Source organism: Segatella copri (assembly GCF_019127135.1).
In the GTDB taxonomy this organism is placed as follows: Bacteria; Bacteroidota; Bacteroidia; order Bacteroidales; family Bacteroidaceae; genus Prevotella.
The window spans coordinates 14,200-36,644 of sequence record NZ_JAHOEA010000037.1; the positions used below are offsets into that span (position 1 = coordinate 14,200).

General features: G+C 44.0%; 20 protein-coding genes. 7 read left to right on the forward strand and 13 right to left on the reverse strand.

Annotated features, from left to right (window positions below; all coding sequences use genetic code 11):
* Positions 1 to 95 precede the first annotated feature (95 nt).
* From KSW37_RS10360 to pyrH, 3 genes are all read left to right on the forward strand, one after another.
* Complete coding sequence (locus KSW37_RS10360; RefSeq protein ID WP_217314402.1) at positions 96 to 470, forward strand: YraN family protein; 375 nt, start codon at positions 96 to 98, stop codon at positions 468 to 470.
* Between the two features lie 37 nt (positions 471 to 507).
* Positions 508 to 1,245 (forward strand): biotin--[acetyl-CoA-carboxylase] ligase, encoded by a 738-nt coding sequence (locus KSW37_RS10365; RefSeq protein WP_217314403.1) that lies wholly within the window; start codon positions 508 to 510, stop codon positions 1,243 to 1,245.
* 73 nt (positions 1,246 to 1,318) lie between these two features.
* Positions 1,319 to 2,029: a UMP kinase gene (pyrH, locus tag KSW37_RS10370; RefSeq protein WP_006847854.1), complete on the forward strand. Its 711-nt coding sequence runs from the start codon at positions 1,319 to 1,321 to the stop codon at positions 2,027 to 2,029.
* A 122-nt stretch (positions 2,030 to 2,151) separates the two neighbouring features.
* Here the strand turns inward: pyrH and pssA are convergent, their stop codons facing one another.
* Positions 2,152 to 2,883 (reverse strand): CDP-diacylglycerol--serine O-phosphatidyltransferase, encoded by a 732-nt coding sequence (gene pssA, locus KSW37_RS10375; protein WP_217314404.1) that lies wholly within the window; start codon positions 2,881 to 2,883, stop codon positions 2,152 to 2,154.
* A 71-nt stretch (positions 2,884 to 2,954) separates the two neighbouring features.
* The gene (locus KSW37_RS10380; RefSeq protein ID WP_217314405.1) at positions 2,955 to 3,647 is read right to left on the reverse strand and encodes a phosphatidylserine decarboxylase family protein; all 693 of its coding nucleotides are present in this window, start codon (positions 3,645 to 3,647) and stop codon (positions 2,955 to 2,957) included.
* 165 nt (positions 3,648 to 3,812) lie between these two features.
* Between KSW37_RS10380 and dnaE the strand changes: the two genes are divergently transcribed.
* Positions 3,813 to 7,523, forward strand: coding sequence for a DNA polymerase III subunit alpha (dnaE, locus tag KSW37_RS10385; protein WP_217314406.1), 3,711 nt, complete (start codon positions 3,813 to 3,815; stop codon positions 7,521 to 7,523).
* Between the two features lie 37 nt (positions 7,524 to 7,560).
* Positions 7,561 to 7,875, forward strand: a complete 315-nt coding sequence (gene trxA / locus KSW37_RS10390; protein WP_217314407.1) for a thioredoxin — start codon at positions 7,561 to 7,563, stop codon at positions 7,873 to 7,875.
* A 94-nt stretch (positions 7,876 to 7,969) separates the two neighbouring features.
* On the opposite strand, the gene tsaE is transcribed toward trxA, so the two are convergent.
* On the reverse strand, positions 7,970 to 8,380 hold the full coding sequence (gene tsaE, locus KSW37_RS10395; RefSeq protein WP_006847848.1) for a tRNA (adenosine(37)-N6)-threonylcarbamoyltransferase complex ATPase subunit type 1 TsaE: 411 nt from the start codon (positions 8,378 to 8,380) through the stop codon (positions 7,970 to 7,972).
* A gap of 138 nt (positions 8,381 to 8,518) precedes the next feature.
* Positions 8,519 to 10,075 carry a bifunctional response regulator/alkaline phosphatase family protein gene (locus KSW37_RS10400; RefSeq protein WP_217314408.1) on the reverse strand — a complete coding sequence of 519 codons (1,557 nt, stop codon included), beginning with the start codon at positions 10,073 to 10,075 and terminating at the stop codon, positions 8,519 to 8,521.
* A 316-nt stretch (positions 10,076 to 10,391) separates the two neighbouring features.
* On the opposite strand from KSW37_RS10400, the gene KSW37_RS10405 reads away from it, so the two are divergent.
* Positions 10,392 to 10,703 (forward strand): LysO family transporter, encoded by a 312-nt coding sequence (locus tag KSW37_RS10405; protein WP_153093212.1) that lies wholly within the window; start codon positions 10,392 to 10,394, stop codon positions 10,701 to 10,703.
* Positions 10,700 to 11,302 carry a lysine exporter LysO family protein gene (locus KSW37_RS10410; RefSeq protein WP_217314409.1) on the forward strand — a complete coding sequence of 201 codons (603 nt, stop codon included), beginning with the start codon at positions 10,700 to 10,702 and terminating at the stop codon, positions 11,300 to 11,302. Before KSW37_RS10405 ends, KSW37_RS10410 begins: the two co-directional genes overlap by 4 nt.
* 317 nt (positions 11,303 to 11,619) lie before the next feature.
* On the opposite strand, the gene KSW37_RS10415 is transcribed toward KSW37_RS10410, so the two are convergent.
* From KSW37_RS10415 to KSW37_RS10455, 9 genes are all read right to left on the reverse strand, one after another.
* Positions 11,620 to 11,715, reverse strand: a complete 96-nt coding sequence (locus tag KSW37_RS10415; protein WP_177594410.1) for a smalltalk protein — start codon at positions 11,713 to 11,715, stop codon at positions 11,620 to 11,622.
* Between the two features lie 92 nt (positions 11,716 to 11,807).
* Positions 11,808 to 12,383, reverse strand: a complete 576-nt coding sequence (locus KSW37_RS10420; protein WP_217314410.1) for an HU family DNA-binding protein — start codon at positions 12,381 to 12,383, stop codon at positions 11,808 to 11,810.
* Positions 12,384 to 12,841: 458 nt separating this feature from the next.
* A complete protein-coding gene (locus tag KSW37_RS16025; RefSeq protein ID WP_238399567.1) occupies positions 12,842 to 13,318 on the reverse strand; it encodes a hypothetical protein in 477 nt (158 codons plus the stop codon).
* Positions 13,319 to 13,331: 13 nt separating this feature from the next.
* Positions 13,332 to 15,497 carry a peptidase domain-containing ABC transporter gene (locus KSW37_RS10430; protein ID WP_437182906.1) on the reverse strand — a complete coding sequence of 722 codons (2,166 nt, stop codon included), beginning with the start codon at positions 15,495 to 15,497 and terminating at the stop codon, positions 13,332 to 13,334.
* A gap of 59 nt (positions 15,498 to 15,556) precedes the next feature.
* Positions 15,557 to 17,011 (reverse strand): DUF6734 family protein, encoded by a 1,455-nt coding sequence (locus tag KSW37_RS10435; RefSeq protein ID WP_117729599.1) that lies wholly within the window; start codon positions 17,009 to 17,011, stop codon positions 15,557 to 15,559.
* The gene (locus KSW37_RS10440) at positions 17,008 to 18,447 is read right to left on the reverse strand and encodes a DUF6734 family protein (protein WP_217314412.1); all 1,440 of its coding nucleotides are present in this window, start codon (positions 18,445 to 18,447) and stop codon (positions 17,008 to 17,010) included. Before KSW37_RS10440 ends, KSW37_RS10435 begins: the two co-directional genes overlap by 4 nt.
* 4 nt (positions 18,448 to 18,451) lie before the next feature.
* Positions 18,452 to 19,795 (reverse strand): radical SAM/SPASM domain-containing protein, encoded by a 1,344-nt coding sequence (locus KSW37_RS10445; RefSeq protein ID WP_217314413.1) that lies wholly within the window; start codon positions 19,793 to 19,795, stop codon positions 18,452 to 18,454.
* A gap of 89 nt (positions 19,796 to 19,884) precedes the next feature.
* Positions 19,885 to 20,049, reverse strand: coding sequence for a hypothetical protein (locus KSW37_RS10450; protein WP_181975387.1), 165 nt, complete (start codon positions 20,047 to 20,049; stop codon positions 19,885 to 19,887).
* A 63-nt stretch (positions 20,050 to 20,112) separates the two neighbouring features.
* Positions 20,113 to 22,365 carry an outer membrane beta-barrel family protein gene (locus KSW37_RS10455; protein WP_217314414.1) on the reverse strand — a complete coding sequence of 751 codons (2,253 nt, stop codon included), beginning with the start codon at positions 22,363 to 22,365 and terminating at the stop codon, positions 20,113 to 20,115.
* Between the last annotated feature and the right edge of the window lie 80 nt (positions 22,366 to 22,445).

The window sequence follows — 22,445 nt, forward strand, 5'->3', positions numbered from 1 at the left end:
GTGCAAAATTACATAAAAAAGTTTGAAGTGTGGACTTTTTTTGTTATTTTTGCAAGGTAAAAGCATCTTTTGGTGCAAAATAAAGGAAATAGACTATGGCAGAGCATAATGAATTAGGCAAATGGGGAGAAGACGAGGCTACGCTCTATCTCGAGAATGAAGGCTATGTCGTTATCGACAGAGACTGGAGAGCCGGCAAGCGGGATCTGGATATCCTTGCCGTTTCGCCGGATGGAAAGACGCTGGTTGTGGTAGAAGTAAAGACCCGTTCGGGTGAAGAATACCAGCAGCCTGAGGAAGCCGTAGATGCCAAGAAGATACGTAATCTGGCAATTGCTGCCAATACTTACGTCAAGGAACATCAGGTAGACAGGGAGCTGCGCTTTGATGTTGTTACCGTGGTAGGGGTAGGGCATCAGGTGATACGCATCGAACATCTTGTGGATGCCTTCAACCCGTTGCTGATTTGACAACCCGTTGTGTTTCGCTATACATTATTATATAGACATGGAAAAGAAGATTATACGATTAAAGGAAGTGGATTCCACGAATGCCTTCCTGAAGAATTTGGGTACTTACGATGAAGATGCGCTGACCATTACCATTGCTGACTATCAGACTGCAGGCAGGGGACAGGGCGTGCATACCTGGGAGAGCGAGCCGGGCAAGAACCTCCTCTTCAGTATGATGATGTGTCCTAAGTGGGTACCTTTGCGCCAGCAGTTCCTCCTTTCCGAGGCGGGTGCGCTCGCCGTGAAGGATGCTCTTGATTCCTATACGGACGGCATTACGCTGAAATGGCCGAACGATGTGTACTGGTATGACAAGAAGATTAGTGGCACGCTGATAGAGACCGTCATCGACTCTAAGGGCATCAAGCGCTGCATCTTCGGCATCGGCATTGATGTCAATCAGACTGAGTTCCACAGCGATGCGCCCAACCCTGTATCTCTGGCTCAGATTCTGGGGCATGAGGTGGATAGGGAAGAGGTGTTGCAGAAGGTGATTGAGGCTTTCTGCAGATACTACGAACTTCTGCGTCGTGCTGATTATATGGATGTGTCGGGACTCTATCATCTTTCGCTCTACCGTCGCAAGGGTTACCATTGGTATGAGGATAAGGACGGTAAGTTCGAGGGTGCTTTCGTAGAGGTGGAGGACGATGGTCATCTTATCCTTCATGACAAGAAGGGAGTGATACGCTCGTATGCCTTCGGAGAAATTAAGTTCCTGGTTAATAGTTAATAGTTAATAGTTAATAGTTTATAGGAGGCTACGCCCTATAAACTGTTAACTGTAAATTGTAAATTAAAATAAAATGGCAAAGTTTAAAAGAATTCTTTTGAAATTGAGCGGCGAGAGTCTGATGGGTAAGCAGAGCTTCGGCATCGACCCAGAGCGCCTGAGTGATTATGCTAAACAGATTAAGGAGGTCCATGAGATGGGCGTTCAGATAGGCATTGTGATAGGTGGTGGTAACATCTTCCGCGGTTTGAGCGGAAGCCAGAAGGGTTTCGACCGTGTCAAGGGCGACCAGATGGGTATGTGTGCTACCGTTATCAATTCCCTGGCATTGAGCAGCGCGCTCGGAGCCTTGGGCGTAAAGAACAAGGTACTTACCGCCATCCGCATGGAGCCTATCGGCGAATTCTACACCAAGTGGAAGGCGATTGAGGCAATGGAGGCAGGCTATATCTGCATCTTCTCTGCAGGTACAGGCAGTCCATACTTCACTACCGATACCGGTTCTTCGCTCCGTGGTATCGAAATCGAGGCTGACGTGATGCTCAAGGGTACCCGTGTAGACGGTATCTATACCGCTGACCCTGAGAAGGATCCTACAGCTACCAAGTTCAAGGACATTACCTATGATGAGATTTACACCAAGGGCTTGAAGGTAATGGATTTGACTGCTACCACCATGTGTAAGGAAAACAACCTTCCTATCTACGTGTTCAATATGGATGTTGTAGGTAACCTCAAGAAGGTGATGGATGGTGAGGAGATTGGTACGCTCGTACACAACTAATCATCTCTCTCAACAGAAAGAAAAAAACAAATGCGACTGGATTCACATCTAGCCGCATTTTTTTTGAAACAATTTTTTTAATCAAAACTAAAAACAAAATATCCCAATAAAGGGGATTTCTTCTATTTCGTCTTCTTCAGATAAATAATCGCCGAGATGATGACGTATGCCACGATGACAAGCCACCAGCCGGTGAGGAAACCGGTCAGACCATCGAGTGCTACCGAAGTAGCGAGGATGATGATGGTGAGCGCGGCAAAGCCATATTTCACCTCATTGCCCTTGAAACCCCACTGCTTGAACTTCAAGGCGAAAAGAGGCATCTCGCAAACCAGCAGGTAGCTGGTGATGAGAATCAGAGCCAGAATGATGAATACCGACCATGAATATCCTTCGAGCCAGCTTGGATTGAACACAATCAGCGAACCCCAGAACAGGGCGTTGGCTGGTGTAGGAACACCGATGAAAGAGGTAGTCTGGCGCTCATCAAGATTAAACTTAGCCAGGCGCAATGCCGAGAAGGCTGCGATGATGAAGGCTGCGTAAGGCAACCATGGGCGCAGAGGCTCCAGAAACTCCGGATATTCCATCACAAAGAGCTGTGAGAATACGATGGTGGCAGGAGCCACACCGAAGGTTACATCATCTGCCAGTGAATCGAGCTCCTTGCCTATTGGCGATGAAACGTGCAGCAGGCGGGCGCTCATGCCGTCAAAGAAGTCGAATACGGCTCCGATGATAATCCATAACAATGCCATCTTTGGGTTTCCGCCGAAGGCAAACGATGTTGCGATGCAGCCCGAAACCAGGTTGCAGCAGGTTATCGTGTTTGGAATATGTTTCTTGATACTCATTTCTTTACAGTATATTATGATAGAGTGAAAGCCGGAAGTAAGTTCCGGCTTGCTTTCTATCTGTCAATATGTTATTTCAATTTAGCGATGACGGTCTGGTCGCCCGTAGTTGACTGTCCCATCTTTACGCATACTTCTGTACCTACAGGCAGGTAGACATCCACGCGTGAACCCAGCTTGATGAATCCCAGGTGCTCGTCGATGAAGCATTCTTCCCCTTCCTTGGCATAGGTTACGATGCGTCGTGCTACTGCACCGGCAATCTGGCGGCACAGTACATCCACTCCCTCAGGTGTGGTAATCATCACGTCGGCATGCTCGTTTTCCTCGCTAGCCTTAGGCAGCCATGCCTTGTGGTAGTTGCCGTCCACATGCTTCACGAATTTCACCTTACCATCCACCGGGAACCAGTTGGCATGAACATTCCAGAGGCTCATGAAGATGGAAATCATCAGGCGGCGGTCACCGAAGTAGGGAGCATTCTCCACCTCTTCTATCACCACAATCTTTCCGTCGGCTGGTGCTACTACCAGATTCGAAGTATCCTCTACGTTGAGGTATCTGATAGGACAACGGTAGAAGTTGAGCACGATACCATAGACTGTACCGAACACAACAACAAAAGCCCAGAACGGAATCTTGTTGTCTAAGGTTGTCCACAATATAGCCGCAATGGCTACTAACGCTATCGCTCCGGTTACCAGCTGATCGGTACCTTCGCGGTGCAATCTTATCTTTTTAAATTTCTTTATTTTCTGTCCCATATAGTAGGATTAAGTTTTTATTGGTGCAAAGGTACGGCATTTTTATCACTTTTGCAAATTTTTTGTGGGTTTCTTTTACCTTTTTCAATATTTTCGCATATTTCTTTTGGCTTTTCCAATATTTCGCCGTAACTTTGTTGTCAAAATTCGAATTTTAAACAGATAATGGAAGATTTTGTTCATTTGCATGTACACACCCAATACTCCATCCTCGACGGCCAGTCGAAGATACCGCATCTGGTAGATAAGGCCATCAAGGACGGCATGAAGGGTATGGCGGTAACCGACCACGGTGTGATGTTCGGCATCAAGGAACTCACCGACTATTGCGGCAAGGTTAATAAAGACCGCAAGAAGGAGGGACTCGAACCTTTCAAGCCTATCATAGGCTGCGAGATGTATGTGGCACGCCGAACCAAGGCCGACCGAGAGAAGGATAAGGGCGATATGAGCGGTTACCACCTCATTGTACTTGCCAAGAATTATAATGGATACAAGAACCTCATCAAGCTGGTGAGCAATTCGTGGGTGGATGGTTACTACATGCGCCCACGAACCGACCGTGCCGATCTGGAGAAGTATCACGAAGACCTCATCGTATGCTCTGCCTGTATTGCAGGCGAGGTGCCATCCAAGATTCTGCATGGTGACCTGGAAGGAGCCCGCGAGGCTTGCCAGTGGTACCACAATCTCTTTGGCGATGATTACTATCTCGAGCTCCAGCGCCATAAAGTGCCCGATGATCCAAGTCTGCTTGCCAACCGCGAGGCTTACGAGTTGCAGCAGCGTGCCAACAAGGAACTCATCAAGATGGCAAGGGAGTTTAACATCAAGCTGGTGTGCACCAACGACTGCCACTTCGAGGATAAGGAAACTGCTGAGGCCCACGACCATCTGCTCTGTATCGCTACCGGAAAGGATCTCGACGACCCTAACCGTATGCGCTATTCCAAGCAGGAATGGTTCAAGACCCGCCAGGAGATGAACGATGTGTTCTCGGATATTCCCGAAGCACTTTCCAATACCCTCGAAGTATTGGATAAGGTAGAAATCTACAGCATCGACCATGGTCCTATCATGCCTTTCTTCCCGATTCCTGAGAGTTTCGGTACCGAGGAGCAGTTGCGCCAGAAGGTATCAGAAGAAGACCTCTACAAGGAGTTTACCTCTGATGAGAACGGCAAGAACCCGCTGCCACCTGAGGAAGGTCAGAAGGTTATCGACCGATTGGGCGGCTATGATAAGATATACCGTATCAAGTTTGAGGCAGAATATCTGCGCCACCTTGCCTACGAGGGAGCCAAAAAACTTTATGGCGACCCGCTGCCCGAGAATGTAGACGAGCACGTAAACTTCGAACTCCACGTGATGAAGACCATGGGTTTCCCGGGCTACTTCCTTATCGTGTCAGACTTCATCAGGGCGGCGCGCGAGGAACTCGGTGTGATGGTGGGTCCGGGACGTGGATCTGCGGCAGGTTCGGTGGTGGCTTACTGCTTGGGCATTACCAAGATTGACCCATTGAAGTACGACCTCCTGTTTGAGCGTTTCCTGAACCCAGACCGTGTGAACCTTCCGGATATTGATACCGACTTTGATGATGACGGCCGAGGCAAGGTGCTGAGATGGGTAATGGATAAGTACGGTCATGAGAACTGTGCCCATATCATTACCTACGGTTCCATGGCGACGAAGAACTCCATCAAGGATGTGGCGCGTGTCGAGAAACTGCCGTTGGATAAGGCAAATGCACTCTGCAAGGCTATCCCAGACCGATTGCCTGACGGTGCCAAGATGAACCTGACCAATGCCATCAAATATACCCCAGAGCTGCGTGAGGCTGAGTTCTCCAACGATCCGCGCGAAAGCAATACCATTAAGTATGCCAAGATGCTCGAGGGAACCATCCGAGGCACGGGTATCCATGCCTGCGGATTCATCATCTGCCGCGACCCTATCAGCAACTGGGTGCCTGTATCTACAGCCGATGACCCTGATTTCCCGGGACTGAAGACGGCGGTAACGCAGTACGACGGCCATGTCATCGAGACCACCGGTCTGATTAAGATGGACTTCCTGGGCTTGAAGACCCTCTCCGAGATGAAGGAGGCATGCAAGGTTATCAAGCAGACTACGGGCGATGTCGTTGACCTCGATACCATTCCTATCGATGACGAGCTGACCTATCAGCTCTATCAGCGCGGTCAGACCATCGGAACCTTCCAGTTCGAGTCGCCGGGTATGCAGAAGTATCTCCGTGAGCTGAAGCCTACGGTGTTTGAGGACCTCATCGCCATGAACGCCCTCTACCGTCCGGGACCTATGGATTATATCCCTGATTTCATTGCCCGCAAGAACGGCAAGCAGGCGATTACCTACGATATCCCGTGTATGGAGAAGTATCTGAAGGATACCTACGGCATCACGGTCTATCAGGAGCAGGTGATGCTTCTTTCCCGTCAGTTGGCGAGCTTCACCCGAGGCGAGTCAGATGCCCTGCGTAAGGCGATGGGTAAGAAGAAAAAGGCTATCGTAGATGCGATGAAGCCTAAGTTTATCAAGCAGGGACAGGAGAACGGCCACGACCCGAAGGTGCTGGAGAAGATATGGGGCGACTGGGAGAAGTTTGCTTCCTACGCCTTCAACAAGTCTCATGCCACCTGTTATTCATGGGTAGCCTACCAGACCGCCTATCTCAAGGCGCACTATCCTGCCGAATACATGGCGGCGCTGATGACCCGACGCTTTGCACAGATTACCGAAATCACCAAGCTGATGGAGGAGTGCCAGTCGATGGGCATCAAGACCTTGGGTCCGGATGTGAACGAGAGTTACCGCGTGTTCGGTGTGAACGAGCATGGAGAGATACGTTTCGGTCTTTCAGCCATCAAGGGTATGGGTGCTCCGGCAGCCGATGCCATCGTGGCAGAGCGACTGAAGAACGGACCTTATAAAACCATCTTCGATTTTGCCGAGCGTGTAGATTACTCCAGCGTGAACCGCAAGGCTTTCGAAACCTTGGCGCTGAGTGGCGGTTTCGACAGTTTCGGCATCCGTCGCGAGCAGTTCTTCGGCAAGAACAACAAGGGCGAAACCTTCCTCGATACGCTGGTGCGCTACGGTCAGCTCTTCCAGCAGGAACAGCACGAGGCTGCCACCTCACTCTTTGGCGGTACCGAGGCGATAGAGATAGCTACACCGCCTATTCCTGATGCAGAGAGCTGGAGCACCATCGAACGTCTGAACCGTGAGCGTGAGCTTGTGGGCATCTATCTTTCTGCCCATCCGCTCGATGAGTACAGCATCATCCTCAACTCCCTCTGCAATACCCATTGCTCTGAACTGGGCGACAAGCAGGAGCTGGCAAAGAAGGAAGATGTGGTGCTGGGCGGCATCATCACAGGTGTGAAGTCGAAGTTTACCAAGACGGGCAAGCCGTGCGGTTTCGTTACGCTCGAAGACTTTGAGGGCTCAGGCGAGCTGGCTCTCTTTGGCGAGGACTGGGGCAAGTGGCGCGGCATCATGGTTGAAGGCAGCACCATCTACATTACCGCCAAGTGCGTTTCCCGTTACGGCAATGCCAACTATCTCGATTTCCAGATAGGCAATGTGGAGTATCTGCAGACGGTCAAGGAGAACCGCATCGACCGCTTTACCATCAATGTGGAGAGCGATGCGATAGATGAAACGATGGTCAGCGACCTGCAGACTATTCTGGAGAATGACGAGGGCAAGGCGCAGCTCTTTTTCCAGATACATGATGTTGACAGCAATACCTATCTGCTGATGCGTGCCCGTGAGCATACGGTGGGTGTGGGCCATGCCCTCATCCAGTATATCGAGCAGCATCCTAAGATGAGCTATCAGATTAATTAGAAATAATTTTAGTTTTAATATAAAAAGGTATAGAAAAATGGAAGTAACAATTACAACCGAAAATTTCGAGAGCTACAAGAATGGCGAACTGCCATTGGTAGTAGATTTGTGGGCAACATGGTGCGGCCCTTGCCGCCAGATTGCTCCTGTCGTATCAGAACTTGCTGAGGAGTTTGACGGCAAAGTGGTAGTAGGCAAGTGTGATGTAGAGGAGAATGACGACATCGCTATGGAGTTTGGTGTTCGTAATATCCCTACCATCCTTTTCTTCAAGGGTGGCCAGCTGGTAGATAAGTATGTTGGCGCAGCCTCTAAGGCAACCCTTACCGAGAAGTTCCAGGCTCTCCTGTAATCAGCCCGGATAGGAAAATAGAAAAGCATCTGGCTTGAGAAAACATGTTCTCAGCCAGATGCTTTTTTTTGTTCTTTTTCCTGCTGTCGGTGACTTACCATTCTACGCTTCTTGTTCCGTCTTCTTCGGCGGTGATAGTCACTTTGGTGCAGTCTTCCGGCAGCAGGTCTTCTATCAGTTCCGGCCACTCCAGGAAGCAGAGGTTACCGCTGTAGAAATAATCTTCGTAGCCCATGTCGTAAACCTCATCGAGTTTCTTGATGCGGTAGAAATCGAAGTGGTAGACAGGTGAGCCGTCGCCCGCTGTATATTCGTTTACGAGGGCGAAGGTAGGAGATGTGATGACATCTTCTACGCCCAGTTCTTCGCAAATAGCTTTTACAAATGTTGTCTTTCCGGCTCCCATCTTGCCATAAAAGGCAAAGACCTTGCCGTCGCCCATGTTCTGCAGAAATTCCTTGGCTGCTTCATGGATCGTGTCTAATGAGTCAATTTTTATCTTCATATATGTTTACTTTGAATTATTTTATTCTAGCTAGGAGTTAAGGAGTTAAGAAGTTAAAGGAGTTAAGACGTATGTCTTGTTGCCTAAGAATAACGCCTGAAGACTATTGTCTTAACTCCTTTAACTCCTTTAACTCCTTTAATTCCTTTTTCTCGCTGTCAGCGTGATGAGCGGTATGAGCATTTCCTCCATCGAGATGCCACCGTGCTGGAAGGTATCCTTGTAGTATTGCACATAATAGTTATAATTATTCGGATAGGCGAAGAAACTGTCGCCCGTGGCAAATACATACGAGGTACTCAGGTTAGGTGCTGGCAACTGGGCACGCTGAGGCTCCTTGATGGTGAACACTTCCTTGCTCTGGTATGCCAGATTCTTGCCCAACTTGTAGCGCAGGTTGGTGTTCGTATTGCGGTCGCCTACAATCTTGATAGGTTTCGATGCCCTGATGCTGCCGTGGTCGGTGGTGAGCACTACCTGGTAATCGCTCTGCGAAAGGAGCTTGAAGAACTCAGAGAGAACCGAATGGCGGAGCCAGCTCTGCGTGATGCTGCGGTAGGCACTCTCGTTGTTGGCAAGCTCGCGCACCATCTTAGATTCGGTACGCGCGTGAGAGAGCATGTCGATGAAGTTAATCACCAGCACGTTCAAATCGTAGTTGCGGCACTCGTTGTAGTGCTCCAGGAAGCGGTCGGCACCCTGCGAATCGTTCACCTTGTGATAACTGAAGGTATAGTGCTTTCTGAATCGTTCTATCTGGGTCTGTATCAGCGGCGCCTCGTTGAGGTTCTTGCCTTCCTCTTCGTCCTCATCTACCCAGAGGTCAGGGAACATTTCGGCTATCTTGTTCGGCATCAGACCGCTGAAGATGGCGTTGCGCGCATATTGCGTGGCGGTAGGAAGAATGCTCATGTAGAGCAGCTCATCGATGTCGAACAGGTCGCCGATGTCTTCAGCCAGCATACGCCACTGGTCATAGCGGAAGTTATCTATCACAATCAGGAACACCTTCTTGCCCTCATCGAGCAGCGGGAATATCTTGCGCTTGAAGATGTCGGGACTCATCAGATGGCGGTCTCTGTTGTCGGGACTCATCCAGTCGAGATAGTTCTTGGCTATGTATTTGGCGAAACCCTGGTTAGCCTCTTCCTTCTGCATGCCCAGCATCTCTGCCATCGGACTTGCCGTATCGCTCAGCTTCAGTTCCCAGCTAACCAGTCGCCTGTAAATCTCCATCCAGTCTTCCGGACTTCTGCATTCCATCATCTGCATGGCTATCTGTTGGTAGTCTTGCTGGTATCCGCTCTGCGTCACCTCCGCCACGATGTCTTTGCGGTGGATGTTCTTCTTGAGCGACAGCAGAATCTGGTTCGGGTTTACGGGTTTGATCAGATAGTCGGCTATCTTTGAACCGATTGCCTGGTCCATGATGTTTTCTTCTTCGCTCTTGGTGCACATCACTACCGGTGTGGCAGGCTGGATGTCCTTGATGCGTAGCAGGGTTTCCAGTCCGCTGAGTCCCGGCATCATCTCATCGAGCAGGATGAGGTCGAAGGTCTGTTGGCGGCAAAGTTCAATGGCATCAGGTCCGTTGCTTACCGTCTGCACCTCGTATCCTTTCTTTTCCAGAAAGATGATGTGTGCCTTGAGAAGTTCTATCTCGTCGTCTATCCAAAGTAATAATCCGTTGCTCATATTTTATATCCTTTTTCTTTTCGGGGTGCTAAAGTACAAAGAAAAATGGAATGGGGAACACGACTTTGCGTTAAAGAGAGTTAATGATAAAGATTCTTTGGTACTTTTTATGAAAACGTTTGTATTACCTTGTGACAAAACCTAAAAACATAGGTTAATTAAAACTTATTTGTATAACTAAACGTAAGCATTATGATTAGACGCAATTACTTGAAAAGTTTGTCTATTTAGCAATAATACGACCGGGAATCCGTTTTTTTATGGTAAGGTAATTCATAAAAACGAACAATAAAATAAAGAAGAAAAATAAGAAACAATGCTCAAGATAGTAATGATTATGCTATGCGGAATAGGTACCGGCTATCTGCTCCGCAACAAGAAAATGAGTTTTATCGGCCGTATCATCACGGCTCTGATATGGGTACTCCTGTTTCTGCTCGGTATCGAGGTAGGTTCTAACCCTCGTATCATCAGCGGTCTTCAGACCCTGGGACTTGAGGCGATAGCCCTGACCTTTGGAGGCAGTCTGGGTAGTGCACTCTTTGCTTGGGCTTTGTGGAAGTATGTTACAGCAAAGCAGGCTAAATCGTCGGCTCACGCTGAAACCGGGAAAGGAGGCAAGGCATGAAAGGCAGTTTGATTATCGTAAGCTTCTTTGTTCTGGGTATCATCGTAGGCTTGTGTGATGTGATTCCGGCAGGTCTTCTGGACAGCGACGTGAGCTATTGTGCACTCTGCTGCCTGATGTTCTGCGTAGGTATCAGTATTGGTTGCGATACTTCTGTGCTGAAGAGTTTCAAGAAGGTGAATCCCCGTCTGATGATGCTCCCTGTGATGACCATTCTGGGTACGTTGGCAGGTTGTGCCGCCGTATCTCTCATCTTGAGCCATCGCCAGCTTACCGATTGTCTGGCAATCGGTTCAGGATTCGGATATTACTCACTTTCGAGTATCTTCATCACCGAATACCGGGGCGCCGAACTGGGAACCATCGCCCTTCTTGCCAACATCTGTCGCGAGATTCTCACCCTGCTGTGTGCTCCGCTGCTGGCAAAATACTTCGGCAAACTGGCACCTATCAGTGTAGGTGGAGCCACGACCATGGATACAACGTTGCCAATTATCACCCGATATTCGGGCGAGAGTTTCATCATCGTTTCCATCTTCCATGGCTTCTGTGTCGACTTTTCTGTACCCTTCCTGGTTACCTTCTTCTGTTCTTTGTAGAAATAACTAAAAGTAGTTCTTAAGACCTAAATAAAAAAGCCCCCGATGCGTTATGCACCGAGGGCTTTGCTATGTCGAATCAAAATTTAAAAAACATCTTTTTTTTACCTTTTTATCTTTAAAGAGCAGCCTTGCTGGCTTAACATCCCGCTAGGCTTTTTTACCTTTTTACCTTTTTACCTTTAAAGAGCAGCCTTGCTGGCTTAACATCCCGCTAGGCTTTTTTACCTTTTTACCTTTTTACCTTTAAAGAGCAGCCTTGCTGGCTTAACATCCCGCTAGGCTTTTTTACCTTTTTACCTTTTTACTTTTTACCTTTAAAGAGTACAGCTGGTAACTCCGAGCGTAGTAGCGATAGCTGTAAGGAAGGATATTGCAATCTGCAAAATTGTTTTCCAAGTATTTACTTTCATATTTTTAAATGTTAAGTGTTAAATGTTAATTTTTGTGGGTTGCGCAACCCCGCTAGGCGCTAAGGAGAAACGCAACCCGCCTCAAGCAAGCTTTAGCCCATGTTTCCGGCGTCACCCTCGGTTCCGCCGCCTTCCTGAGAGCCACCGCCCTCCTGGGTTCCGCCACCGGTAGTACCCGAGCCGCCCTGGTTAGTGTCAGAGCCGCCCTGATTAGTACCACCACCGGTGGTACCACCGCCCTCTTCGTCGGTGCCGGTATAACCACCATACTCCTGAACCTTGCACTTCTTGCGAAGCTCAGCATTGCTCCAGCTTTTCGTATTACGTACAATAAGATGTACGCCATCCACGCTGGCAGCCGTCACCTTCTCCTTGGTATCCTCCGCCTTGGAGCTCATGCCGATGGAGAACAAACCGAGGTCAGAGAGACGCACGCTCTTGCCGTCGAGAATCAGCTCCTGCAGATGGTCGAGCGCATCCATCAGCACACCGTGGATAGTACCACGAGAGTAAGGTGAGCCGTGATCAGAGATATGAGTCACGAATCCCTCGAAGTCCACTTCGCGGTCAGTTACTGCAGTCGCATACCACTTCTTCTTACCTGCGTTTTCACCAGTCTGAGGTGTGCGCTGTACTTTACGATATTTCAATGTTCCTTTTACTTCCATGATCTTAAATTTTTAAAGGGTTAATAAAATGTTGATTGTTAACTTTGTGGGGTGCGCTTTGTCGAGTGCAGCCTTCTTGAATCACGATGCAAAGATACTGCAATTTCCCGATACCACCAAATTTCAGCGTGTGATAAGGCGCGATTTTCAGCACGCTTTCAATCTGAAACCTGTTAACGAATCTAACTCGCTCTAAATTGGACTTTGATTGAAAATCAAGAAGTTGGGCGTTTGCCTATATTATATAGGTAACAATATGGAAACGAGCGGACTTCTGCTCGTTTCTGTATTTTGCAATATGCAAAGAACGCCTTAATTCGGGGACAAAGATACGATATTTTTCTAAATATCCAATGATTTACAAGAGGAATTTTATGGAAATTAGAACTTTTGCGTAAAATCTGATGCTTAGCAACACAATATGCATCCAAAAACAAACAGCTGTATTCGGACATAGCTTATCCGAAAACCTGCTGCCATAACGTTTTATTGCTGACAATGATTCTGACATCAGCTTTCATATACTTTTGCAGTATAGGAGTATTTTGTCCCTGTGTGCTCACTGTGGCTATAGCCATAAAATAGTTACCATCTTCCCTATGTATGAGCTTGGCATTATGGCTTATGATGTTGCAGTTATAAGAAGCATCGTCGTTGCCCTCGAAAGATACATGAGCCGTCCTTGGCTCATCGAAAAGATACAAATACTTGTATGGTACAAACACCTGCATCGTTCTTTGATTGACGACCTCACCATTAGCCTCTATGGATATAGGATAAGGTATCTTGTAGAAAGCAACTGCGAGGGCGAGGACTATTATCGTAATGACAACCGTTCCCAAGCTGACGAGGCGAGGAGGAACTTTGCCTATCACGTTCCTCACCTTCTCGCTTCTCAACTCGATGTTATCTGATTCTTTTTCTTTCTGTTCCATATCAAAAGTATTTTTAGTTTCCCAATTCCAACTGATTCTTCACAAGATTATAGTATGCCCCTCGCTTGGCGGTCAAAGACTCATGGTTGCCTTCCTCAACCACTTTTCCATGGTCGATGACCACGATTTGGTCGGCATTCTTCACCGTGCTTAGGCGATGAGCCACAATCACAACAGTCTTGCCCTTATAGAACATATCCAAGTTCTCCACGATACTTCTCTCATTGTTGGCATCGAGCGAGTTGGTCGCCTCGTCAAGGAAGATATAGTCTGGATTCTTATACACCGCCCTTGCAATCAGGATACGCTGTTTCTGTCCTTGGCTCAAACCTACGCCATCACGTCCAATCTTGGTATTGAATTTCAGAGGCAAAGCCATTATGTAATCCTTGATGCAAGCTATCTCGGCAGCTTTCAACAACCTTTCCTTATCTATATCGCCATCATCAACAGCAATGTTTCTTGCGATACTCTCCGAGAAGATAACACCATCCTGCATGACAACACCACATTGTCTGCGCCACCACTTTTTGTTGAGTTTGTTGATGTCAGTATTTCCAATGTTGATTGTTCCCTCCAAGACAGGATAATAACCAAGCATCAAACGGATGAGGGTGGTCTTTCCACTGCCAGATGCACCAACAATGGCTGTCACCTTACCTTGCGGAATGTGAATGTTCACATCGTCTATGGTCTTGCGCAAAGCATGTGGGTCGTACTTGAACATGATGTTCTTGATGTCAATGCCCTCATTCTTATCTTCAATAGAAGTTAGCAAGCCTTCCTTTCCATTCTCATCATCCATCTGGTGAATCTCGTTGATTCGCTCCAAGCTAATCTTCACATCTTGCAGAGAATAGAAGAAGTTCATCAGTTGCTCCACAGGCGAGTTGAGCTGTCCGATGATGTATTGCACGGCAAGCATCATACCGAGTGTCATTTGCCCATGAATCACGGCAGTTGCAGCGACTACCGTGATGATGATGTTCTTCACCTCGTTGATGAAAATACTTCCTGCTTCCTGTGTCTGTTGGAGTTTGAGCGACTTCATCTGCACGCCGAATAGCTCAGCTTGCGTGTCCTCCCATTCCCACCGTCTACGCTGCTCACAATCCTGCAACTTGCTCTCCTGTATGGTTGTTATAAACTCATAAGTTTTGTTGTTGTTGATGGCTTGTTGCTCAAACAATTCGTAATCAAGCAACTTCCTTCGCTTCAAGAATAAGGTCATCCATACACCATAGAGGATGCTTCCCAACAAGAAGATAGCAAACACCAACTTATTGTAGAAGAACAACACCACCGAGAACACCACGAAAGTAAGCATGGCAAAGGTGATGTTGAGCGTCTGCTGTGTAAGGAAGTTGTTCACACGACTATGGTCATTCATTCTCTGCATCAAATCCCCCATGAGTTTCGTATCAAAGAAAGACATCGGCAACTTCAAGAGCTTGATAAAAAAGTCGCTTACTAAAGAGATGTTGATACGTAAGGAAATGTGGAGTAACAACCACCTACGGATAAAGTCGATTGCCGTTCTACTGATGGTTAGCATCAATTGTCCCAACAGGATAAGCCAAACAAAGCCGATGTCTTGATTTTTAATACCAACGTCCACGATTGATTGTGTAAGGAATGGAAGGACAAGCTGCGAAAGACTTCCGACTATCAAGCCCAAGATGACTTGTCCGAAATACTTGCGGTATTTCTTCACATACCCAAAAAGAAAGTGAAAAGATCTCTTCCCGCTGATTTTCTTTTTGTCTTCCATCTGATGGGTAAAAAAAGTGGGAGTAGTTTCCAAAAACATAGCTATGCCTTTGTCCAGTCCATTAGAGTTTGTACTAATCCAATGTTTTTTGAACTCTTCAAGACTATAAGTCACCAATCCTTTTCCTGGGTCGGCAATGTAGAACTTCTTCTCATTTTTTACTCTATATAAGACTACAAAATGATTTTGATTCCAATGAAGGATACTTGGTAGAGAAACCTCTGTTAAAGTTTTAACTGTACACTTAACATTTACTACATGAAAGCCCAAACTTGTAGCAGTTTCGCTGATTCCAAGCATAGAAACTCCTTCCGTTGTAGCAAAACATATTTTTGACAAGGAATCAAGGGAATATTCTTTGCCATAATAGTTACATATCATTTGTAAACATGCTATGCCACATTGCATACAATCATGTTGTCGTTCTACCTTAAAATTATTCATCAAATTTTATATTCTTACTATGTCTATGAAAAAACTAAAATATTACTGTAAACAAGTGAGCGAAATACCTTATCTACATCTTTCTCATATAGTTTTTTGCTTATGCCTTCACCTTGTTGCTTTACCTCTAAGCAGTTTTTAATTTCTTTAAAGGTTGCATTTTTTACATTTTGCAAATACCATATAATTTGCATTTTGACACCTGCTAATAAGAGCTTTTGGGGCTGTCCCAATGTTGCATCTGGTGTTATGACAACAGCGAGGTCTTTTATATTCGTCACTTTTCTTAAAATATTATCATCTAGATGGAGTACATTACGAATTATATCTTCATGTGAAATACTTATGATTTTACACTTTGGATTAATCATTACCTTTTTCTCCAAAAGAGAAATATTGCTCCATAATAAGTCTCTGCATTTACTTTGTTCCTGAAATATTTCAAGTATATCCTTTGATAATTTTATATTAATCTCATCATAAGCGGTTGATATTTCATGTACTTTAGACTCATTGTTATTTTCCTTTGCTAATTGTTGCATAGACTTACTCTTCTCTAAGAAAATTCCAAGCTCTGGAAAATTTATCAATGGTGAGATATTGTGTTCATAACAGTATTTTGTAATATGATTACTTACTGTCGGATTTATGTAATGCAAGTATTGCGAAACAAACACATATGATTTGAACTGTCGTTTAATTCCTGCAAGCATATGCATGTAACCTGTCTTTGGAGAACATGAAAAATCCATAGGAAGCCAATCGAATTTTGTACTAAGTTTGTCGCCAACAGTGCAGAGACCTATTTCTTTCCTATGTTTTTGGGAAAGAATGTACAAGAACAACTGCTCATAGATAGAATTGACAAATCCGTCATTGATTTTTCGCAATGTATCAACATTGGCATGTATAAATTTCTTTATAAGCTCAACATACTCTTGGATGAAAGAAATGTCTTGTCCTCCTAAAACTCCTGCGTTTATAACTCTAAGAATAGAACTAGACTCTGCAATGTCTTTTATCCATAAAGGAAATTCACAACCATAGCTCAACATTTTTTCAAATGTTCTTTTGTTATAATATTGGTCGTCGTACTCTATATTTTGTCCTATGACATCAGACTTCTCTATTTGTGTTGAGAGTCTATCGAACATAAACCAATCGCAATCAACATGCAAAAAGGGAGTTTTTTGTTGAGAATATGTATATATCTTAGGCAAAGCCCAAAGGTTACAACCTTTGTACTCTTGCATAAAATCTGGAATCACAACAATCTCATCATAAGGAATTTTCAATTCGCTTACAATCTCTTTTACACTACCGTTGCAATATAAGGTGACGCTTCCGTAATGTTTTTTGAGAAGAAGGCAGCTGACAGCCATGCTTTTCCAATTCATGTCAGCAGTAAGAAAACCTGCAGTATCATAAATCGGATTTTTGTTATCAGCATAACTATAATATGTCTGGACTATTTTCATTTTTTTTCAATATTTATAATTCCGTCAAAAACGCATTGTCTTATAAAAGTGTTTAAATCAGAATCTATTTCTAATGCTTTACCATATGCTTGAAGCAGAAGTAAGTTTGCATTTTCTTCTCTAAGAAGTTCTTTAAGAAATTGCACTTTCTTATAAGACCAAACAAACTCATCTACTTTGTTCAATATAGGGTTGTAAACCCATAGAATGCACTTGGATACTTTATGATGCTTAGACTTAAATACAAGCAAATCAAGCAGGGATTCTTTGCATTCAATAATTTTTAAAGTATGAGACAATTCCATTTCTATTTTATGCTCATCAGATATTAACGAATTTTGAAGCATTTTTACCATTTGTATTTGGTGCTGCTGTATCTTGATAAGCTCTTTTCTGTTTTTTAGAAAACTATTTTTGTAGTTTTCCTTTAAAGTTTCGTATGCATTTAATTCCTCAGATTCCAACTTTGTCAAGTTTGTTAAACTTTTAAGTTTTTCCAATCTTAAAGATTTCTTTGATACCAAGTCACTACTAAATATTGGGCAATCTATTCCTATCTCGGCACAAGCTGTAAGAATTTGCTTGTATTCCTTAGGGAAATCATTTAACATATTATAAACAATAAACCTATTGCAACGAATATTATCTTTGTATTCCATAACATGCATATATTTCAAAGGTGTGCCAGAAACAGTTTGTGTCGGAACAGTAGCATCTTGCATGTCAAAATCTGTAATTACTTTTTTATAGTATGTACACACCTCTTTATGCTCAAAAGTGGTCATTCCATAATATAACCACTGTTCAAAAACTACATTGTATAAAAATTTGCGAGAAGCTTTGTCTAAATTACCTTTATTCTTTGAAACAAAATTTATTATATTATTAATATATCGCTGCAAGAACAATAGGTCATTTCCACCAATAATCCCTGCATTAAATGAGGAAATATATTTGTCCCCAATACAATGTTGCATTATGTACTGTGGCAGTTGGATATTATCCTTTTTTATTTCATTGAATACTTCTCTATAAAAGTTAGAGTCTCTTTCTTTATGTTGAGCCACTAATGGAGCTTTCAATAAAGCTTCAGGTATTGGAGTCCACATAAAAATATCGGAATCTATATGTATAAATGGCTCTTTTTGTCTTTGATAAGTTAAAATCTTGGGCCAACAATAAAACCATTCATTGTAATCACCGTTGTAATCACAAATATAATATTTGTCATATGGCAACTTAAACAAATCCTTCAAGATGTGAACAATTGTTTCATTACCATAAAACAACAAGCGTAATGTAGGGTTATTACGCTTGAGAAGTAAACAACTATATGCAATTGATAACCAAAATACAAATGAAGATAAGTAGCCCCCTCTATAATTTAAATTTTGGGGTGTTATACGTTTGTTGAAAAATGATTGAATAATATTCATCTTTTTATTTCTTTATTTTTGCTAGATAATCCAAATATATCCTATCTTCAATATTGTATATGAAAGAAGGACATCGTGGTTCTTTTTCCAATAAGCCAAGTGGACATAGACCTCCGCAAAGAGGGTAAAACTTACAGTTGTTGCAAGGGTATACTCGTTTTTCAAGTAACATTTGAGGAACCTCATGCAAACAACTACGCTTATTCGGAACTATTATTTTTTGTTCTACATTTCCCAAAACAAAACCTTTGGACTTATAATACTCGGAATAAGAGGTTTCTGAACAATCCAGAATATTTCCATCAGCATCATACATTTCTGCATCATTGTCTGTTCCTATACATTGGTAAGGAGCAACTCTTTTCGGAAGAATTGTAACCTTGAAATTATGATTTATCATATATTCTATATGCTTTGAAGACAACTTTCCTAACAATTTATGTCCTAGCATACTACCTGCTCCATTGTTAGACCATGAGACAACAGGGGTTGTATAGAAAATAATCTTATCCTGCATATTATGCTTATATAGCATTTCCAACAAAGGCATAACCCCTTCAATATTTCTTTCATCTACATTGCATCTAATACTAATCACACATGTATTTTTATCATAGAAAGGGGATTGAGTGATTGCCTTTAAATTGTTGAAGATGATATCGAAAGAACCAATTCCGCTTGTCGTTACTCTTCTTTTGTCATGAAATTCCTTGCTACCATCAAGAGTAATTTCTATACGATACACATTGAAATCTTCCTTCAGCATTTTGTATATAGAAGGAGACAATGCGTAACCATTAGTTGTTATATGTCCTGTATATTTTAGGTTACGACTAATTGCAATATCTTTCAATTGTTCATTTAACTTTTTCATCTTGGAAAAAGCCATCAATGGCTCACCACCAAACCATCCTATCTCTAACGACTTTGTATCTTTTAGGGATATTTTTTGCTTGATGCGACAAACTATTTGCTCTATCAAGCTATCCGTTAAAAACTTGCGAGAATGAGCTTGTCCGCAATAGTCGCAAGCAAGTTGACAAGCGGCTGTTGGCTGGATTGACACATACAATCGATCAGTGGATTTTTTTGATAATCGCACTTTATTTTCCTTGTTGATTTCATCCAATTCATCTTCTGTGCTTGGAACTAGAACTTTCTCTGATATTAAAATTTCCAATACTTTTGGCTGAAGAGTGGTAAATTTTCCATTCTCAACTATAGAAAAAACTTTTTTAGAGACTAAAATATTTTTGCCTGTTCGTCCAGAAAACAGTAAACAAATTTCCTGACCACTAGAAGTGCGTTTAGAAACTGCAAAAGTGTATTTTGATAATATGTAATTCATTTCTATTCGTTTGTAAAAAACGAGAGTTGACTTTTTATGTCAAACAAGGCACAAAAGGCCAACTCTCAAAAACATACTAATGTACCATTTTAGGCACAATTGCCAAATGAACAGTTGTTGTAATTGCCAAAGCAGATAAACTTGCCGCCATAAATGTCATCAGCACGTTCATCCTCAAGGACAATGCACTCGTCCTCTAATCCACGAAGCCCCATTTTTTCTGAGAGCTTCAACAAAACATTGTTTGTTTCCATAATGTATAAAAATTAAATCATATTCCTACTCTTTTAAAGATTTTCGGATACCTCTTTTTATTTTTAGAAGCGATTCAACTCCTCTTTACCCGCACCTTGTCCCTTGTATCTGCTTCTTGATGCATTGAAGTTATACTGCAATGTCAAGAGCAAGGAACGGCTGTCGTTTGTGATGCTTTGCCAAAGCGTAACATCCTTGTTGTAGAATTGTACGTCACGATTGCTCTTGTTGAAGATGTCGTTACCTTCGAGCGTAACCGAGAAACGATTTCTGCAAAAAGCCTTGTAAAGTTTGGCATTGAGGTATGAGGAAGAACTGAGTTTCATATTTTCCTTGTTACCACGGCTGTTCCATTCTATGTCTATGTTCATCCAGATGTCGCCTGGTAAATGGATGGCATTCTGAAACTGTACTACAGCTAATGGATTATAGAAGGACTTGCGTTCACCCAGATATTCCCCAGAGAACCACTGTTTGATGATGCCGGCATTTACCTTTGGTTGCCAAAATCCGATTTGGAATTGTGCGCCAAGGAAAGCCTGCAACTCTTGTATCTTTGGCGTATTCTCCATCGTGAGCAACTTCATTTCTCCATCCTCGCCGTATGGTTTCGATTCGTTGATGATGGCATTCTTCTTGTACTCGTATGATACCTTTGCAAAGAATTGCTTCCAAGCACCCATCAACTCCACGGAATGAATCTTGACAGGAGAAAGATAAGGATTACCACTTTGCAAGGTCAAGCGATTGACATAGTTGAGTGTTCCATCAAGGTCATCGTATGATGGACGCTGCATCTTGCTGTTGTAGCTCAATGCCCATTGTGTCTTACCTATCTCTGTAGAAATGGCGAGTGAAGGGAACACGTTGTTGTAAGTCTTGCTCTTATCTTCCTTGAGTTGTCCATCCTCTGTATATTTAAAACGAACATGCTCATAGCGAAGACCTGCCTCTACTGCGATTTTCCCAAACTGTTGACCGATGGAGAAGAAACCTGCCATGTTCTTCTCGTCACTCTTGGTATTGCTGTTGCCAATGGTTGCCATATTGATATTGAAATCATTCAGCACCTGAGAGGCTGTATATTCATTTCCCACTTCGATTTGTCCTTTCCACAAAGGATAGCTCAACACCAACTTTTCCGCAAACATCCGTGAGTGTCCAATGCTTGTGGATGCCACCAAATTCTTCTGCTGATTCATATTCGTCTCAGACTGATCGGAATTTTCATGCTTCTTTCTCCACATATAATCCATGTTGAAGTCAATGCCCAGTTTGCCTACATCACCATTATAATAGATATTGGCATGGTGCTTCGGCACAGCATGAATTCTCCCCTCTTTCACAGCTGAAACCTCATCGTCCAATTTACCATTGGCATACGATATAGAGCTATAATCTGAATGAGGCTTTTGTAAACCCACTCCATTCATATAGTAAGCACCGATGGAATGACGTTCACTGATCATCCATGACAAGCCAAACTTGCCAAAGAACTCATTATTTCTCATGCGGTTGATGCTCTCTATGTTCTGAAGCCAAGTAGTAGAACCTTGCGTTTCCATGTTCGTATTCTCATGACTATAGAATTTGCCGCCATAGTAATTGAGATTGGTGAACAACTCCAGTCCACCCGTACGGTATTTCAAGTTAGCTTGCTCCATGCTCGAAAAATAGTGGCGGAAGCCATTTTGCGCCCGAAGTGTTCCACTAAAGCCGTCACCTTGTGGCAACTTGGTGCGAATGCGGATGACAGACTTGACGGAGGCATCATACTTGGAACCAGGATTTGTAATGACTTCAACATTCTTGATGTCCTGTGAATTGAGCTGTGCAAGTTCATTTTTGTCTTGGACAAGACGACCATTGATATAGATGAGCGGCGTACCCTTACCAAACACCTCGAAGTTTCCATCCCTGCCAGTAACCATCGGCACTTGGCGCAACACATCGTTCGCCGTGCCTGCATGAGACAGTTGAGAATTAACTACAGTAGTAACCAAGGCATTGCCCTTGATGGCAATAACAGGGCGTGATGATTTCACCACAACTTCACCGAGCATCTTGCTGTCCTCTTCCATCTTGATGACACCCACATTTTCACCCTCGCAATCCTTGCAGATGGTTTTGTAGCCCACGGATGTCACCTTGATGATTCCGCCATTGCAGACGGAGTCTATTGAGAAGCTACCATCCTCTCCACTCACCGCTCCCTTGACGAACGCGGAGTCTTGCCGATTTAGGAGCACCACATTGGCGAAAGCCAAAGGCTCACCCTTGGTGTCCACTACTTTTCCCGTGATACTCTGTGCCATCGTCGAGGTCATTACAGATAGGCATAAGGCCGTTGTTAAAATCCCCTTATTATTCATTGTATAATTATTTTTTTATTGCT